The sequence below is a fragment of the Pseudoxanthomonas sp. 134C1 genome, assembly GCF_057773065.1.
Genome location: NZ_JBYMTH010000007.1, coordinates 178,706 through 196,076, shown reverse-complemented (window position 1 = coordinate 196,076; position 17,371 = coordinate 178,706). Strand labels below are relative to the sequence as shown.

Annotated in this window: 16 protein-coding genes; 4 read left to right on the top strand and 12 right to left on the bottom strand. The window is 68.3% G+C overall.

Annotation, left to right across the window (positions count from 1 at the left end; translation table 11 throughout):
- Nucleotides 1-34: 34 nt before the first annotated feature.
- From AC3DEZ_RS14415 to AC3DEZ_RS14365, 11 genes are all read right to left on the bottom strand, one after another.
- The gene (locus AC3DEZ_RS14415) at nt 35-649 is read right to left on the bottom strand and encodes a DUF4124 domain-containing protein (RefSeq protein ID WP_488388833.1); all 615 of its coding nucleotides are present in this window, start codon (nt 647-649) and stop codon (nt 35-37) included.
- Nucleotides 649-1,365, bottom strand: coding sequence for a DUF4124 domain-containing protein (locus AC3DEZ_RS14410; protein ID WP_488388832.1), 717 nt, complete (start codon nt 1,363-1,365; stop codon nt 649-651). The genes AC3DEZ_RS14415 and AC3DEZ_RS14410 overlap by 1 nt, the downstream gene beginning before the upstream one ends.
- 46 nt (nt 1,366-1,411) lie before the next feature.
- Nucleotides 1,412-1,975 (bottom strand): L-threonylcarbamoyladenylate synthase type 1 TsaC, encoded by a 564-nt coding sequence (gene tsaC / locus AC3DEZ_RS14405; protein ID WP_488388831.1) that lies wholly within the window; start codon nt 1,973-1,975, stop codon nt 1,412-1,414.
- Between the two features lie 66 nt (nt 1,976-2,041).
- Nucleotides 2,042-4,585 (bottom strand): DNA topoisomerase I, encoded by a 2,544-nt coding sequence (locus tag AC3DEZ_RS14400; RefSeq protein ID WP_488388830.1) that lies wholly within the window; start codon nt 4,583-4,585, stop codon nt 2,042-2,044.
- A gap of 172 nt (nt 4,586-4,757) precedes the next feature.
- Nucleotides 4,758-5,717: an RDD family protein gene (locus AC3DEZ_RS14395; protein WP_488388829.1), complete on the bottom strand. Its 960-nt coding sequence runs from the start codon at nt 5,715-5,717 to the stop codon at nt 4,758-4,760.
- A gap of 13 nt (nt 5,718-5,730) precedes the next feature.
- A complete protein-coding gene (locus AC3DEZ_RS14390; RefSeq protein ID WP_488388828.1) occupies nt 5,731-6,630 on the bottom strand; it encodes an RDD family protein in 900 nt (299 codons plus the stop codon).
- 37 nt (nt 6,631-6,667) lie between these two features.
- A complete protein-coding gene (locus AC3DEZ_RS14385) occupies nt 6,668-7,765 on the bottom strand; it encodes an RDD family protein (protein WP_488388827.1) in 1,098 nt (365 codons plus the stop codon).
- An 86-nt stretch (nt 7,766-7,851) separates the two neighbouring features.
- A complete protein-coding gene (locus tag AC3DEZ_RS14380) occupies nt 7,852-8,556 on the bottom strand; it encodes a GYF domain-containing protein (protein WP_488388826.1) in 705 nt (234 codons plus the stop codon).
- A 30-nt stretch (nt 8,557-8,586) separates the two neighbouring features.
- Nucleotides 8,587-9,060 (bottom strand): DUF494 family protein, encoded by a 474-nt coding sequence (locus AC3DEZ_RS14375; RefSeq protein ID WP_447103767.1) that lies wholly within the window; start codon nt 9,058-9,060, stop codon nt 8,587-8,589.
- A 42-nt stretch (nt 9,061-9,102) separates the two neighbouring features.
- Nucleotides 9,103-10,242, bottom strand: coding sequence for a DNA-processing protein DprA (dprA, locus tag AC3DEZ_RS14370; RefSeq protein ID WP_488388825.1), 1,140 nt, complete (start codon nt 10,240-10,242; stop codon nt 9,103-9,105).
- 76 nt (nt 10,243-10,318) lie between these two features.
- On the bottom strand, nt 10,319-11,488 hold the full coding sequence (locus tag AC3DEZ_RS14365) for a LysM peptidoglycan-binding domain-containing protein (RefSeq protein WP_488388824.1): 1,170 nt from the start codon (nt 11,486-11,488) through the stop codon (nt 10,319-10,321).
- Between the two features lie 131 nt (nt 11,489-11,619).
- Here AC3DEZ_RS14365 and def point away from each other — a divergent pair, with 131 nt between their 5' ends.
- The 4 genes from def (at nt 11,620) to AC3DEZ_RS14345 (ending at nt 16,209) form a co-directional block, all read left to right on the top strand.
- Nucleotides 11,620-12,135, top strand: a complete 516-nt coding sequence (gene def, locus AC3DEZ_RS14360; RefSeq protein WP_488388823.1) for a peptide deformylase — start codon at nt 11,620-11,622, stop codon at nt 12,133-12,135.
- Nucleotides 12,136-12,238: 103 nt separating this feature from the next.
- Complete coding sequence (gene fmt, locus AC3DEZ_RS14355; RefSeq protein ID WP_488388822.1) at nt 12,239-13,159, top strand: methionyl-tRNA formyltransferase; 921 nt, start codon at nt 12,239-12,241, stop codon at nt 13,157-13,159.
- Nucleotides 13,156-14,463: a 16S rRNA (cytosine(967)-C(5))-methyltransferase RsmB gene (gene rsmB / locus AC3DEZ_RS14350; protein ID WP_488388821.1), complete on the top strand. Its 1,308-nt coding sequence runs from the start codon at nt 13,156-13,158 to the stop codon at nt 14,461-14,463. Before fmt ends, rsmB begins: the two co-directional genes overlap by 4 nt.
- A gap of 75 nt (nt 14,464-14,538) precedes the next feature.
- Entirely contained in the window at nt 14,539-16,209 is a 1,671-nt protein-coding gene (locus AC3DEZ_RS14345; protein ID WP_488388820.1) for an ArnT family glycosyltransferase, read from the top strand.
- Nucleotides 16,210-16,222: 13 nt separating this feature from the next.
- On the opposite strand, the gene AC3DEZ_RS14340 is transcribed toward AC3DEZ_RS14345, so the two are convergent.
- Nucleotides 16,223-17,344, bottom strand: coding sequence for a glycosyltransferase family 4 protein (locus AC3DEZ_RS14340; RefSeq protein ID WP_488388819.1), 1,122 nt, complete (start codon nt 17,342-17,344; stop codon nt 16,223-16,225).
- Between the last annotated feature and the right edge of the window lie 27 nt (nt 17,345-17,371).

Sequence of the window (17,371 nt, the reverse complement as noted above, 5' to 3'; positions counted from 1 at the left end):
CACGAGTACCCGCGAGGGGAATTTCCAACCGCTTTCAGCCGCCGCAGGCGCTCTCGGCCAGGATGCGCTGCATGCGTTCGAATTCGGCCTTGTTCTTCTCGCTGGTGTCCGCGCGGGTGAAGCGCCAGGCCACTTCCGCCTCGTCGCGACACTTCTTCCACGCCTCGCAGAGCCCTTCATCGGGAACCCGCGCGCAGGTATCGCGCACCATTTCGCAGGCCTGGCCCGCGCCACCCTGCGGATTGCCATCCAGCCCGGTGGTCTGCAACGGTTCGCAGCGCGAAGCCGGCTCGCTGTCCTCGGTCAGGTAGCCGCCGCCATCGCGGGTGGTGCAGCGGAACAGATTGGGAGGTGGCAGGCGCTCGGCCGTCGCGGTCGACGCGGGTGCGGACGCAGGTGCCGACGTTTCTTCGGACGCCGCGGCCGGCGTCGCAGCGGGCGCCGCCGCGGGTGTGGACGTCGCCGGCGCCATCGGCACGGTCGCCAGTGCCTGCATCCGCTTGACCTGCTGCCGGCTGCCCTTGGGGCAGGGCATGTTCTGCACGGTGAGCGCGCCAGCGGCATCGGTGCAACGGTAGATCACCAGTTCGTCGGCGTGCGCGGCGGCGGGCGCCGCCAGCAGCATCAACCAGGCAAGGCGATAGGGCATCAGGGGTTCCTGCAATCGTTGGCCATGCGCGCATCGATGCCGCGCTGTTCCAGATCCAGCGCGCGGCGCTCGCTGGGCATCGCGCTGCCGTAGCGGCGCAGGATGTCATAGCGGCGATCGGACAGCCGCGCGCAGACTTCCGCCTGCGGAAGTTCATGGCATTCGTCGCGGATCCAGACGCCGCCCGCCGGGACGACGATGTTGCCGGACGGATGTCCGGGCGGACGTGGTGTCGGGGGATGCGGCGTGGGATTCCCGCTCTGGAACGAAATGCTGCCGCCATTGCCGAGATTGACGTGCCCGGAGACGCTGCCGCCGTAGTGACGTGGCCAGACCGGATAGGGATAGCCGCCTGCCCAGTAGGGGACGAAGCGCAGTCGACCCTCGCCGTTCTCGCTGGTGTAGCGCTCGCCCTCGGGAGTGACGCATTCGTACATCGGGCGCGGCGCGTTGCGATAGACCACCCGCTCGGCGGGCGCCGCCGGTGATGCCGGCGTGGCCGGGCGGCTGTCGACCGGCGCCGGCGGCGTGGGCGCAGGATCGCGCGGACGCTGCATGCTGCGGGTCTGCTGGGTTTCGCCGGGCGCGCAGGGCGAGTCGCGCAGGGTCAGCTGGCCCTGCTTGCCGATGCAGCGGTAGATCGTCACGGCCTGCGCGGCCGCGTGCGATGTCACGCAGAACAAACAAGACAGGCAGGCGACGAGGACGATACGCATGCCGGCATCTTGCGCGCGAAGCGGGGCGCCGACAACGCCGGCCGGTTCACGGTCGGAACGACTCGCCGGTGCGCGCATCGCGGATGGACGAAGGGCGTTCCAGGCCACCGGTTTCGCCCTCGCTGACACCGTCCAGGCGTTCCAGCAGCGCGGGATCCAGTCCGGCGCGGTCAAGCGGCGCGGGCTGCCCGCTCAGGTTGGCGCTGGTGGAAACCAGGGGGCCGCCAAACCCGCGGCACAGTGCGATGACCGTGGGATGGGCGGTGACCCGCACGGCGATGCCGTCATGTTCGCCGGTGAGCCAGCGCGGTACCCGAGGACTGGCCGGCATCACCCAAGTGTTCGGACCGGGCCAGCTCGCCAGCACGTCGGCGAGGCGTTCGACCGGCAATGCGTCCAGATCCAGGCAGGCGCGAAGCTGTTCGAGATCGGCGGCGATCAGGATCAGTCCCTTCTCGACCGGACGCTCCTTGATCGCCAGCAGGCGCCGCACGGCGGTTTCATCGAACGGGTCGCACCCCACGCCCCACACGGCTTCGGTCGGATAGGCGATCACGCCGCCGTGCTGGAGCCATTCGATGGCGGCGGACAGGGACAGGGGATCGTTCATGGCGCGATTCTGCCACGGTGCGCGCGCTTCCACCGCGCCCCGCCGGGGCGCGGCTTCCGGCGGGGATCAGAACGGCGCGTCGTCGCTCTGCTTCTTGGCGACGCGCTTCTTGCCCGGCTCCACCTTGGCCGGAGTGAGCAGCGACTTGGCCGGTTCGGTGACCGTCACCGCGGCCTTCTTCGCCGCGGCCTTCTTGGTGGCGGTTTTCCTGGTCGCGGTCTTTTTCGTCGCCGTCTTCTTGGTGGCGGTCTTCTTCGGTGCGGTTTCCTTCTTCACCGCGGCCTTCTTGGCGGTCGCCTTCTTGGCACCGAAACCACGACGGGCCGGCTTGCCGGTTTCCTCCAGCAGCTGCTGGACTTCGGCCAGGGTGAGCGAGGCGGGTTCGCGATCCTTGGGAATCTTGCCGTTGAGCTTGCCATCGCTGATGTACGGGCCGAAGCGTCCGTTCAGCACCTGGATGTCGCTGCCGTCGAACTCCTTGATGATGCGGTTGCGCGCGATTTCTTCCTTTTCGTTGATCAGGAAGACCGCGCGGGCCAGATCGATCGTGTACGGATCGTCTTCCTTCTTCAGCGAGGCATAGGTGCTGCCGCGCTTGGCGAACGGGCCGAAGCGGCCGATGCCGACGCTGACTTCCTCGCCATTGTCCTGGCCGAGCTTGCGCGGCAGCTTGAACAGCTCGATCGCCTCGTCCAGGGTGATGGTGTGCATCGACTGGCCCGGGCGGAGCGAGGCGAACTCGAGTTTCTCGTCGGTGTCCTTGTCGCCGATCTGGGCGTAGGGTCCGAACCGGCCCAGGCGCACGCTGACCGGTTTGCCGGACTTGGGATCGGTGCCGAGTTCGCGCGCGCCGGTGGCCTCGCTGCGATCGACCGATTCCTTCTTCTCTTCGATCAGTTCCTTGAACGGGCCCCAGAACTTCTCCATCAGCGGGACCCATTCCTCCTCGCCGCGCGAGACGGCGTCCAGCTCGTCCTCGAGCCGGGCGGTGAAGTCGTAATCCACGTACCGGGTGAAGTGGCCACTGAGGAACTTGGACACCGCGCGGCCCACGTCGGTGGGCTTGAAGGCGCGGCCTTCCATCTCGGTGTACTTGCGGAACAGCAGGGTCTGGATGATCGAGGCGTAGGTGGAGGGACGGCCGATGCCGTACTCCTCCAGCGCCTTGACCAGCGCCGCTTCGGTGAAGCGCGGCGGCGGCTGGGTGAAATGCTGGTCGGCATGGATGCGATCCAGCGGCACCCGGTCGCCCGGCTTCATTGGCGGCAGTTTGCGGCCTTCGTCGTCGTCTTCCGCGCCCTTCTGGTCCTTGCCTTCCTCGTATACGGCCAGGAAGCCGGGATCGATCACGGTGGTGCCGCTGGCGCGGAAACTGTGCTCGCTGCCGGCGGCCAGGTCGACACTGACGGTGTTGAGGGTGGCCGGCACCATCTGGCAGGCCACCGCGCGCTTCCAGATCAGCTCGTAGAGCTTGCGCTCGTCGTCGCTGAGGAAGCGGGCGACCTGGGCCGGGGTGCGCAGGGCCGAAGTCGGGCGCACGGCTTCGTGCGCTTCCTGGGCGTTCTTGGACTTGGTCTGGTAGGTGTTGGGCTTGTCGGGCAGCGCCTGGGTGCCGTAGTCGCGGGCGATGACGTCGCGGATCTCGTTCAGGGCTTCGATCGACAGGCTGACCGAGTCGGTACGCATGTAGCTGATCAGGCCGACGGTGCCTTCCTCGCCGATCGCCACGCCTTCATACAGCTTCTGCGCGACCTGCATGGTCTTGCGGGTGGTGAAGCCCAGCTTGCGCGCGGCTTCCTGCTGCAGGGTGGAGGTGGTGAAGGGCGGCGCGGGCCGGCGCTTGCGCTCCTTGCTGGTCACGTCGGTGACGTGCAGCGAACCCTGCGCGGCCTGCTGGATGCGCAGGCGCGCGGCTTCGGCGGTGTCACCGTCGGTGACCGTGAACTGCTCGAACTTCTGCCCGTCCAGGCGGGTGAGCTTGGCCGTGAAGGACTGGCGCGGGTGCGCGCACTCGGCCTCGATGGACCAGTATTCGCGTGCGATGAAGGCTTCGATCTCTTCCTCGCGCTCGACGATCATGCGCAGCGCGGGCGACTGCACGCGGCCGGCGGACAGGCCACGCTGGACTTTGCGCCACAGCACCGGCGACAGGTTGAAGCCGACCAGGTAGTCCAGCGCGCGGCGCGCCTGCTGGGCGTCGACCAGTTCGTTGGCGATCTGGCGCGGCTGGTTCATGGCCTCGCGGATGGCCCGCGGGGTGATTTCGGTGAACACCACCCGGTGCAGCGGCTTGTCCTTGAGCAGGCCGCGCTCCTTCAGGATTTCCGCGATGTGCCAGCTGATCGCCTCGCCCTCGCGATCAGGGTCGGTCGCCAGGTAGATGTCTTCGGCCACCTTGGCCGCCTTGGCGATGGCATCGACGTGCTTCTCGTTCTTGTCGATGAGGTCGTAGCGCATCGCGAAGCCGTTGTCCGGATCCACCGCCCCTTCCTTCGGCACCAGGTCGCGCACGTGACCATAGGACGCCAGGACGTGGAAGTCCTTGCCGAGGTATTTGTTGATCGTCTTGGCCTTGGCCGGTGATTCGACGATGAGGAGGTGCTTGGACATGTCCTTCCGATGGGCGGTGGGGGCGGCGCGTGGCCGGCAAGGGTGGCGTAAAAGCGGGCGGCAGAGAAGCCGACGCCCGGAGCCGTGGCCCCGGGCGTTCAGGTTTCGCTATTAATAGTGGAATCACGCCCGGGGGGCGGCTGTCAACCCTGAACGGATTCCGTGAAGGCCATCACCTTCCGAAACCACCGCCCAGCGCCGCGATCAGCGCGCCCGTCGCCAGCAGGCCGAGAAGGGCGAGCAGTCCCCCCAGAATCAGGACGACCCAGGTGACCGTACCCAGTTCGGGCCGTTGGCGTTCCGGGTAGTGGGTGTAGGCCCACTTGTCCACCACCAGCGTGCCGCAGATCAGGTCGTGCAGGGCCTGCTTGCGGCCCGTGAACGCCACCATCAGATAGCCGATCAAGATCAGCAGGGTACTGATGAAGGTGGCGAAGTAACGGCCGATTCCACGCCAGAAGCTGATCGTCGCGCCGTTCCGATCCACCACCTTGATGCCGATCGCCATCTTCCCGGGCGTGGCCTGGTGGGTGGACGCATGGAACCAGGCGAAATAGACCGCCGAGATTCCCAATTGCGCCAGGTAGGAGAGACCCTGCAGGACGAACATGAGCGGTGAGTCGACGTTGTTGCTGTTGCCCAGCACCAGCCCGATCATGGCCATCCCCAGGATCATGCCGACCACGGCATTGATGATGACCAGCAGGAAGTTGTCGATGATGAAGGCCGCCACGCGCTTCCAGAAACCGGCATAGACGATCTCGCCGCCCTGGATCACATGGGGCGCCACCTCGACCGCGGCCTGCGGCGCGGCATAGGGCGAAGTGCCGAAGGATGCCCCCGGAGCGAGTGCGGGAGCGATGATCGCATCGGCGGCCGATGACGGCGAAGTGGCATCGACGTCGCCCGCGGACACGTCCCATGATTCGGTGTGGACGGCCACGGGCGGTGGCGCGACTTCCAGTTCGAGTTCGCCGGCGAAATCGGCCGCGGCCTGCCATTGCGACAGGCCGTCGCGCCAGATCAGCGTGGCGTGCGAAATCCGGCCGCCGGCCAGCAGATCCCGCAGGGTCGCGGCGTCCACCGGTCCCTGGGGCTGCCGCGCTTCATCGGCGTAGTACCAGTGCTTCATCGAGCGCGTGCGATCACTGGCCGCTGCCGGCCATGGCCGCCATGCCGACCGCGAACACGAAGAAGCCGATGTAGGCGATCACGAACAGGCCCGCCAGCACGATGATCGTCCAGGTCACCGCGCCCAGCTCGCGGCGCTGCCGTTCCGGATGGGCGGTGAAGGCCCAGCGATCGACCACCAGCGTGTCGGCGATCATGTCGTGCAGGCTCTGCTTGCGTTCGGTCAGGCCGACGGTGAACGCCGACACCAGCGTGGTGACACCGCAGCTGACCAGGTTGAGGAAGAAGTACGCGCACCAGCGCCCGAAGCTGCGGCCCAGGGTGAGCGCCTGCCCATCGGTCCGTGCGACCTTGATGCCCACCGCCAGCTTGCCGAGCGTCGCCTGCGAGGCGGAGGCATGCATCCAGGTGAAGTAGCCGGCCTGGACGATGATGGGCACGACATAGATCGCCAGGATGAAGGTCAGGCCGAGCGTGCCGCGCATCATGTCGTTGGCGAACGCCTGCGGACTCAGCGCGGCCGCTCCGCCGGTGAGCATGACGCCGACCATGACCATCACCAGGGTCACCACCATCATCACCATGCCATCGATGAACGAGGCCGCGAAACGCTTCCATAAACCCGCCATCACCACGTTGCCACCGAACACCGGCGCGGCCTGCAGCGGGATGTTCGCGGCCGGCGCCGCATACGGCGACGCGGAATCGCTGACCACCGAGGTGGTCGCGGGCGCTGCCGGAATGGCGATATCCAGTTCCAACGCCATCTCGCGCAGTGCGCGCCAGTGCTCCATGCCTTCGCGCCAGATCAGCGTCTCCGGGAGGACCTCGCCACGCTGGAAACGCGCGCCGAGTTCTTCCGTGCTGATCGGGCCGTGGCGCTGCCCGCCGATGGCGAAGTACCAACTGCTCATTGTGTGTACCGCTCCTGTTGCTGTTTCAATTGTTTGCTCAGCCGAACCGTTGCGCGGTCGCGGCGAGGCCGATGACGAAGAAGATCAGGACCACACCGGCCACGAGAATCAGACCATACAGCGCGAGTACCACGATGGCGACCGCGCCGAGCTCGGTGCGCTGGCGCTCCGGTTCCGTGGTATAGGCCCATTTGTCCACCACCACGGTGTCGCATATCACGTCATGCAAGGACTGCTTGCGCGCGGTGAAGGCGGCCATCAGGTAGCCGATGCAGAAGGTCAGCGTACTCAGGATGGTGGCGAAGAACCGGGCCAACGCGCGCAGGAAGGAAATCGGCTCGCCGTGGCTGCGCACCACCTTGATGCCGATCGCCATCTTGCCCGGCGTGGCGTAGTTGAAGGTGGAGTGGAACCAGGCGAAGTACAGCGCGTTGAGGGCGATGGTGCAGAGCGAGGTCGTGATGGCCGTCGCCAGTTCGCCGCCGCCGGCGAGATCGCTGAGGATCATGCCGAACAATTCACCGCACAGGCCCACCACCAGCGACAGGATGAAGCCATCGATGATGGTCGCGGCCACACGCTTCCAGAACCCCGCATAGACGACGTCCTGACTGGCGACGAAGGATGGTTCCGCTTGCAGCGGCGCGCGTGCCGCCAAGTAGGGGTTGCGCGCCACCGTCGATTCGCTGGAAACCGTGGCCGCCATGCGCTGGATGATCTCGGGACGTTCGTATACCGGCGTGGGCGACGGATCGCTGCCCAGGTTGAAAACGGCGCGGCCGCCCGCGGGTGTTGGTGCCTCGTGCGCCGGTTCCGGAGCGGGGGGGAGGGCCGGGCGCGCGTCATCCGTTTCGGGAGGCGTGGCCGCGGGCGGTGACGGCGCGGATGCCGCCATCGGAGGCAGATCGGGACCGGACGCGATGGTCGGCGCGGCGTCGAAAGGCGCCGGACGCGGTACTTCCAGCAGGCCGAGCTGCTGGGCGAGATCCGCCAGTGGACGCCACTGCATCATGCCGTCACGCCAGACCAGCGTGTCCAGCGCGATCCGCTCACTGTGGAAATACTGTTTCAGTTCATCCGTGGACAACGGGCCGAGCGGCTGCCGCTCGACCCCGGCGTAATACCAAGTGGACATGCTGGTTTCCCCAAACCGTTGCGCTGCGAACGTTACCGCAAGCGCTTGTTACCGCCTAGATGATCCGTCGAAGGATGGACCGCGCGTCAGCCGCGGCACCGGACCGGCAGCAGCCGATCCTCGATGTCCGAGGTGCATCCCCAGCGCTGGCTCTGGCCATCGTAGAAAATCCAGATGGCGTGATCGTCCATCTTGGCGTTGCCCGTGCCGCGGACCCGCACTTCCACGCCACAGGTGCCGTCATCGAACTCGCCGACGAGGATGCCGGCGACGTGTTGCGATGCGTAGGCGGCTTCCGGCTGGAACCCCTCGGTTTCGTTGTCGGGGCACTGCCCCGCGGCGAGCTGGCGCTCGATCAGCGGCTTCAATGCATCGCCGGCGGCGATGGGTTCCATCAACTTCGCGCGCGAGGTGTAGTCGTGGTAGGCGGGCAGGGCGATGGCCGCCAGGATGCCGATGATCGCGATGACCGGAACGATCGCGGCGAGGCAGACGATCAGGATGATCATTCCGCGACTCATCTTGCGCGGAGCGGGGGCCGTCGCGAATGCGGCGCGTGGCGGTCCGGGCATCGGCCGGCCAGGCAGTGGCGGCGGCAACGAGGACGAAGCGGCGTTTTCCAGACCCAGCTCGGCCGCCATGCTGCGCAGCGGCTGCCATTGCGTCATGCCTTCGCGCCAGACCTGGGTATCCAGGAACACCTGGCCATGTCGGAACCGTGCGGCGAGTTCTTCCGTCGTGATTGGCCCGACGTTGCGTCCCGGGCCTTCCGCGTAATACCACTGAGCCATGCTTTCCCCCGAAAGCAGGTTGGAATCGGCTCAGTGTACCGGTTCAGGTTCGTCGACGAACATCTGCGTTTCCATCCACGCGTAGGCCGCTTCGGAACCGGGCTGATTGAACAGCACCATCAGCACGACCCATTTCAGGTCGTCCAGATCCAGCTCGTCCTGGTCCAGCGCCATGGCCCGATCCAGGACCAGTTCGCGCTGATCGGCGTCGAGGATGCCGTGTTGTTCCAGGAACATCAGGAATCCACGGCCTTCCACGTCCAGCTTTTCCAGCTCCGGGCCGTGGAAGATGCGGGTCGGCCCGCCCACGCGCGGTTGCGGCGCGCCCGGCCGTTGTTCGGCGAGCGCATCGAGCCAGTCGAAAGCCTTGTTGATTTCGGCGGGGCTGAAGCCGGCCTGGATCAGGCCGTTCTGGAGAGAGTCGCGGTCACGGACGGGGTCCGCGTCCTCGGTGAAGTAATGTTCGAACAGGTACAGCAGTACATCCAGAATGCTCTCTTTCATTGCCCCTCGGCCTGCGCACGGTGGCGCTGTGGAGGAAAGAAACTAGTCTTTGCGGCAGTAACGGCCGTGTTCGACCGATACGCGCCCATCCAGTTCCATGGCGAGCAGCATGGAGGACAGGGCGGCGGTCGTCAATCCGGTCCGTTCGGCCAACCGATCCATACCGGTTGGGTCGTGACCGAGGGCGTCCCACAACTTCTGGTAGTTGGCATGCTCGCCGGGCGTGCCGCGAACCGGTCGGTCGGGCGGGGTCTGTTCAGCTTCGCGGAGCTGCCCGCGCAGCGTCCGGACCAGGCCGGAAAGCTGGGGGGCGAGGGTGTCGAGCACCTCGGCCGCGTGTTCGACCAGGCCGGCGCCGTCGCGGATCAGACGATGGCAGCCGCGCGCCATGGGGTTGTGGATGGATCCGGGCACGGCGAATACGTCGCGGCCGCTGTCGATCGCCTGGCGGGCGGTGATCAGGGCACCGGAGCGCTCGGCGGCCTCGATCACCAGGGTGGCCAGCGACAGGCCGGCGATGATGCGGTTGCGGCGCGGAAAATGGCTGGGATGGGCGCCTGTGCCGGGAGGGTGTTCACTGACCACCGCGCCTTCGGTGGCGATACGTTCGCGCAAGCCGGCGTGCCGGCGGGGATAGGCCTGATCCGGACCGGTGCCGAGGACGGCGATGGTCGCGCCTTGCGGTTGATCGAGGGCCCCCTCGTGCGCGGCGGCGTCGATGCCGGCGGCCATGCCGCTGACCACCACGATGCCCGCCCGGCTCAGCGCGCGGGCGAACGCCGCCGCGTTGTCGCGTCCGCCCGCGCTGGGCGAGCGGCTGCCGACCACCGCCACCGACGGCCGCCACAGCAGCGCGGGGTCGCCATCGACGAACACCCCCACGGGCGGATTCGGACCCTCCCGCAGCAACGGCGGATAGTCCGGAGAGTTCCAGCCCAGCAGATGATGGCGCGTCGAGGCCGCCAACCAATCCCGGCCGGCGGCCAGCGGTACCGGCGCCGGGGTGGAGAGCGCATTGACCTGCTCCGCGTCCATCCCCGCCGCGCGCCACCCGCCGGGACCCGCCGCGAGCGCGGCCTCGGGCGTGCCATGGCGTTCCAGCAGGCGGCGACGCGCGGAGGTGGCGCCGCCGGCCAGGACCAGCCGCAGCAGCGCGTCGGGGACGTCATCACGGCGGGACATGAGGCCAGCCTAGTCCGGAGACGGCGACGGCGCCCTCGGGCGCCGTCGCGATGTTGCGTAGGGTTTGTCCGAACGATCAGTAGGTCGCGTCCGGGTGCTTCAGTTCGTAGCCCACCCGTGCCGCCTTCACCCCTTCCATCACCAGGCCGTAGCTGACCTTGTCGAAGGTGCGGAAAACCATCACGTGGGCGGCGTACTCGTCCGGCAGGCTGACGCGGCCGGCGCCATTGCGCGGGGAATCGTCCATGCGCGAGGAATTGGGCCAGCGCACCTTGTTGGTGACATGGTCGCCCTTGCGCCATACCGACAGCACGGTGCCGTTGTCGATGCCCTCGCGGCTGCCGCCGGAGATGGCGACCACGTCGCGCGGGCCGCCCGAGGTCAGCGCGTTGGCGACCGCGATGATCTGCAGCTTGCCCTCGGCGACGGCGGTCGCCGGGGGATGCGGGAAGAACTGGAGGTCATACGGCTTGGCTTCCACCGGCACCACGCGATCGCCGGCGCGCACTTCCTTGCCGCTGTCTTCCAGGGTCAGGGTGACGGTTTCGCTGCCGGGCACGCGGCCACGGGTGATGGTGCCGACGTTGACCTGCTCCAGTTCGTAGCCCAGCAGCTCGACCGGGCCGCCCTCGGACAGCGCGGAACTGGACCACTGGCGGTTCCAGTCGGCCGGCGCGCCCTTGATCCGGGCACCGCGGAAATCCAGGTCTTCCTTGTAGGTCAGGTACTCGCCGCTCGACTTCACCCGGGTCTGGGTATAGCGCAGGCCCGGGCGGACGACCGCGTAGCGCTGGCCCGGCTGGGCCTGATCCAGGCCGAGCACGTAGACGCTCTGGCCGGCGGTGGCGCGCAGCATGTTCTCTTCCAGGCCGGCGACATACGGCAGCTGCTTGAAGCCGTCCGTGATGCTCAGGTTCTTCAGGAACGGCTCGACGTCGGCCAGCGGGATCGCGTTCAACGGGGCGTCCTGGCGCGGACCGGCCTGGACCGCCACCCGATCCAGATACGCCAGGCTCAGCACGTCGCCAGGGTAGATGAGATGGGGATTCTTGATCTGCGGATTGGCCTGCCAGATCTCGGGCCACAGCCACGGCTTCTTCAGGAAGCGGGCGGAAATGTCCCACAGGGTGTCGCCCCGCTTGACCACATAGGTGTCCGGGTGGTCCCCCGCCATTTCTGCGGCGGCGGCATAGCTGCCCACGGTGATCGCCGCAACGGCGAGAACCGTACGAAAATGTTTAAACATGGCTGTATCTACCTGATTCCCCGACAGGTGGTCCGCACTATAGTCCAGAAAACCCGGCGCAACGCAAGCGCCCGAGTTAGAATCCGTGAGGCCTTGCCGGATTCCACTGGCGCCCCCATCTCGGACACACCATGGCATTGCTTCCCATCCTCGAATTCCCCGATCCCCGGCTCCGCACCAAGGCGGTGCCGGTCGACCCGGAGCGGGTGACCGAGCCGGCCTTCCAGCAGTTGCTGGACGACATGTTCGAGACCATGTACGAGGCCCCGGGCATCGGCCTGGCGGCCAGCCAGGTGGACGTGCACCAGCGCTTCATGGTCATCGACATCAGCGAAGAGAAGAACGAACCCAGGGTGTTCATCAACCCGGAGATCGTCGAACGCGCCGGCGACCAGGTCTACCAGGAAGGTTGCCTGTCGGTCCCGGGCATCTACGCCGACGTGACCCGCGCCAACGAAATCACCGTGCGTTTCGTCGATCGCCGGGGCCAGGCGCAGGAACTGCGCGCCGATGGCCTGCTCGCGGTCTGCGTCCAGCACGAAATGGACCATCTGGACGGCAAGCTGTTCGTCGATTACCTCTCGCCGCTCAAGCGCGAGATGGTGCGCAAGAAGCTGGCGAAACAGCGTCGCCAGGCTGCGGCCTGACCGTTGCGGGATTGGTGATTCGGGATTTGGGATTCGCAAAAGCCAGGTTGCGGGTCGCGCCGACCGCCATCCTCTTTCTTCCTCCCCGGACAACTCATCTCCCATGAGAATCGTTTTTGCCGGCACGCCGGCGTTCGCCGTTCCCAGTCTGCGCGCCGCGCATGCGCGCAATGAAGTGGTGGCGGTCTATACCCAGCCGGATCGTCCGGCCGGCCGTGGTCGCGGGCTGACGCCTTCGCCGGTCAAGCTGGAAGCGATCCAGCGCGGCATCCCGGTGCTGCAACCGGAATCGCTGAGGAAGAAATCCTCGCAGGAAGCACTGCGTGAACTCGCCCCGGACCTGATGATCGTCGTGGCCTATGGCCTGATCCTGCCGCAGGCGGTGCTGGATATCCCCCGCTTCGGCTGCTGGAACGTGCATGCCTCGCTCCTGCCGCGCTGGCGCGGCGCCGCGCCGATCCAGCGCGCGATCGAGGCCGGCGACACGGAAACCGGCATCTGCCTGATGCAGATGGAAGCCGGGCTGGACACTGGTCCGGTATTGCTGTCCCAGCGCACCCCCATCGGCGAGCAGGAGACCGGCGGGCAACTGCACGACCGCCTGTCCGAACTTGGTGCGCGCGTGCTGGCCGACGGTCTGGGCCTGCTGCGTGCGGGCATGCGCCCGATGGCGCAGCCGCAGCCCGAAGCCGGCGCCACCTACGCGCACAAACTGGAAAAGCATGAAGCACGGCTGGACTGGTCGCAGCCGGCGGATGCGCTGGCGCGCAAGGTACGCGCGTTCGAACCCTGGCCGGTGGCCGAGGCGACCGTGGCCGGCGAGCGCCTGCGCATCCATGGCGCGGTCGCGCTGGATTTGGCGCGCCGCGGCGAACCGGGCACGCTGCTCACGGCGGGTCGGCAGGGCCTGGACATCGCCTGTGGCGAAGGCGCGCTGCGTCTGCGGGTGGTCCAGCGTGAAGGCGGCAAGGCGATTACGGCGGCCGACTATCTGAACGCCCGCCGGGATCTGGTGAGCGCGTGAATCCGGGCACCGGCGCCGCCGTGCGTGCGCTGGCCGCGCAGATCCTCGACGCGGTCGCGCATCGCGGCCGTTCGTTGAAAGCGGAACTGGCGGCGGCGCTGCCTGGGCTGGACGATCCGCGCGACCGTGCCCTGACCGAAGCGATCTGTTTCTCCGCGTTGCGCCAGCGCGTGCGCTACGACGAAGCCCTGCGGCGCTGGATGCAGAAACCGCTGGGGCGCCGCGACGGCGAACTGCGCGCGCTGCTGTGGGTGGGCTTCGCCCAGATCGATGCATTGCAGTTGCCGGCGCACGCGGCGCTTTCGGCGACCGTGGAGGCGGCGCGCGTGCTGAAGCGCACGCACCAGGCCGGCATGGTCAACGCCCTCCTGCGCCGCGCGCAGCGCGAGGGCCTGCCCGCCGCCGTCCCCGAACTGGCCTGGCCCGAATGGCTGCGCGCGCGCGTGCGCGAGGACTGGGCCGGCCGGGCCGAAGACATCTTCGCCGCCAGCGCCGAGGCCGCGCCGCTGTGGCTGCGGGTCAACCGCGCGCGGACGCCGGTGTCCGAGTATCTGCAACGGCTGCATGAGGCGTTGCCCGGGCTGTCGGCGCTGGCGACGCCATTGGCCACCGACGCGATCCGCGTCGACACGCCGGTCGCGGTGGCGGCATTGCCCGGCTTCACCGCCGGCGAGGTTTCGATCCAGGACGGTGCCGCGCAACTGGTGGCGGATGCGCTGGCGCCCGCGCCGGGCGCGCGGGTGCTGGACGCGTGCGCCGCGCCGGGTGGCAAGGCCGCGCACCTGCTGGAGCGTGATGCCGGATTGCGCCTGCTCGCGCTGGACGTGGACGGACGGCGACTGCAACGCGTGCGCGACACGCTCGCCCGGGTCGGCGTGCGGGCGCAGTCGCAGGTCGCCGACGCGGCCGAACCATCGATCTGGTGGGACGGACAGCCGTTCGACGCGATCCTGCTGGACGCGCCCTGTTCGGCGACCGGCATCGTCCGTCGCCAGCCCGACGTGCTGCTGCATCGGCGGCCGGAAGACATCGTGGCGCTGCGGACGCTGCAGGCGCGCCTGCTGGATGCGGCCTGGACCCTCCTGCGCCCGGGCGGCGCGCTGTTGTACGCCACCTGCTCGATCCTCAAGGACGAGAACGAACGCCAGATCGACGCCTTCCTGGCGCGCACGCCCGATGCCCGCGCCGAGCCGCTGGACGCGCGTTTCGGCCATGCCTCCGGCGCCGGGCGCCAGCGCCTGCCGGGCGAGGACGGCATGGACGGCTTCTTCTACGCGCGCCTGATCCGCGACGGCGGGGCGTGAGCCAGGCAACATTGGCGCGGCCGCGCAGGCCGGTTCCGACAATTGCCTGACGGATCGCCGGTATCATCGCGCGCCATGATCAAGACCGACGACAAGACTGCGTTCTGGTGGTTCCTGCTGTTCGCGCTGGTGGTGATCGGCGCGGGGCTGGGCCTGCGCGCGCCGTGGCCGGCCGACGAGCCGCGCTTCGTGCTGGTGGCGAAGCAGATGTGGGAGTCCGGTCAGTGGCTGTTCCCGCACCGCGGCCAGGAACTCTATCCGGACAAGCCGCCGCTGTATTTCTGGATGATCGCGTCCACCTACGCGGTCGTGCGCAACTGGAATGTCGCCTTCCTGATTCCCTCGCTGCTGGCGGCGCTGGGCACGCTGGCGCTGACCTACGACTTCACGCGCCGCGCCTGGAACCGCCAGGCCGCGCTGTGGGCGGCCGGCGCGGTGTTGTGCGCGATGCAGTTCGTCTACCAGGGCAAGCGCGCGCAGATCGATCCGACCGTGGTGTTCTTCATCACGCTGGGCATGTACGGCCTCGGCCGGCACCTGTTGTTCGGGTCGAACTGGCGCTGGTACTGGCTGGGCTGTTTCTCCGCCGGCCTGGGGGTGATCAGCAAGGGCGTGGGCTTCCTGCCGTTGCTGGCGCTGATTCCATACGCGCTGATGCGCTGGCGCGGCTGGCGGGGCTTGAGCGAACCGGCGCCGAAGGGCGCGGGGCGCTGGTGGTTGGGCGCGGCCAGTTTCCTGCTGGCGATCGCGCTGTGGTTCGTGCCGATGGTGGTCACCGCGCTGACCAGCGGCGATCCCGAGCACCGTGCCTACCTCAACGAAATCCTGTTCCGGCAGACCGCGACCCGCTACGTCGCCGCGTGGCACCACCAGGCGCCGCCGTGGTACTTCCTGGAAGTCATCGCGTTGTTCTGGCTGCCGTTCTCGATCTTCATTCCGTGGCTGATCAAGCCGTGGCGCGAAGCCTGGCGCCAGCGCGACGCGCGGGTGTGGTGGCCGCTGGCGTGGATGCTGCTGGTGTTGCTGTTCTTCAGCGCCAGCCCCGGCAAGCGCGACATGTACATCCTGCCCGCGTTGCCGGCGTTGGCGTGGGCCGCCGCGCCCTTCCTGCCCGCGCTGGGCGAGCGCCGCGGCGTGCGCGCCGCATTGCTGGCGTTCGCGGTCGTGCTGGGCGGTTTGCTGCTGGTGGCCGGTGGCATGGCGTTGGCCGGCGATCCGCGTTTTGAACTGAAACTGGAAGCCGAACGCGGCCTGGTCGGCGATCCGCATGCGGATCGGCTGTGGCTGGCGCTGGCGATCATGGGAGGACTGATCGCCGCCGCCGCGCTGTGGTTGCGGCGTACGCGCGCCGTGGCGCTGACCCTGGTGACCGTGCTGGTGCTGTGGGTGGGATACGGCATGGTGCTGGCCCCGCTGCTGGACGGCGAGAATTCGGCGCGCGACGTCATGGCCGAAGCGCGCACCCGCGCCGGTCGGAACACGGTCATCGGCCTGGTCGACTGGAAGGAGCAGCAGCTGCTGCAGGCGCAGGGCGAGGTCACCGAATTCGGATTCCGCGCGCCGGTGGAACAGCAATGGCAGCGCGGCCTGGCGTGGTTGCACGAAGCGCCGGCCGGGCGCGTGCTGATGGCGCAGGACGCCACCCTGCCGGCCTGTGTCGATCGCGCGCGTGCGCGCTCATTGGGCGCGGCCAACCGGCGCAGTTGGTGGCTGGTGGACGAAGCGGCGGTCGCGGGCTGCCGCTGACCGTCGCGGGCGATCAGGGTTTCGCCAGCATGGCCTGGTAGATCGCCTCGGTGGCGCCGGCGAATCGTTCGATGCCGAATTCGGCGACCGCATGCGCGTGCGCGGCGGTCCCCATCCCGGCCAGCGCTTCGCGGTGCCGGAGCATTCCGCGCAGGACGCCCGCCATCGCCTCGTGGCCATGCACCGGCACCACCCAGCCATCCTCCCCGGCATGCAGGTTTTCCGGCAGGCCGGCGTAGTCGGTCACCATCACCGGCTTGCCCATCGCCATCATCTCGCGGCAGGCGAAGGAGATCGTCTCGATGTCGTGCGACAGCACGAAGCCGGCGTCGAGCGCGGCGATGATCGGGCGCACGTCTTCCAGCAGTCCGGGGAAATGGAACTGCGCCTCCAGTCCAGCATCGCGCACGATCGCGAGTTGGCGTCCGGAAGGGGGCTGGCCCGCGATCACCACGTGCACGCGACGGCGTTCGTCGGTGGGCAACAGGCCCAGCGCGGCGACCAGATCGGTCCAACCCTTGTACTCCGCGGTGCCGGCGCTGCTGCCGAGCAGGAGCGACCCGGTGTCCGGCGCGAAGCGTTCCCGCTGTGCCCGCGCCTCCGCCGCGGGCCACGGTGCGAAATGCAGGGTATCCACGCCGTTGTAGACGGTCTGCGGGTGACAGACCCGATACGGCGTGGCGTCCAACTGGCGGCGCACGTACTCGCACACCGCGATCGCCTTGTCGGTGTGGAAGCGGGCGCGCCAGACATGCTGCAGGCCGCCCATCGGCTTGGTGTTGTGCTTGGTCAGGACCACGCGCGGTCGCGGCGAGACGCCACGCAGCGCGGCGATGACGATGCGATGATCGGCCGAGCCGTTGACGTGCACGATGTCGAACCGGTGCGCGCGCAGATGGTCGCGCAACTGGCGGATGGCCTGTGTGCGCTCGCGCAACCGGCGCAGGCCATTGGGAAAGGGTTGCGCGAGCGTGCGCACGCCGGGCAGCGCCGCGGCTTCGGCCAGCAGGCGGCTACCGGCGGGCGCGGCGACGTGGACCTCGTGCCGCGGTCCGAGCGCGCGCGCCAGTTCGCGGATATAGGTGGTGTGGCCGCCGCCGCTGCCGCTGTGGAAATTGGTGTAGAGCAGCTTCATCGACGATGCGGGTGCCGTGTTGGGCCG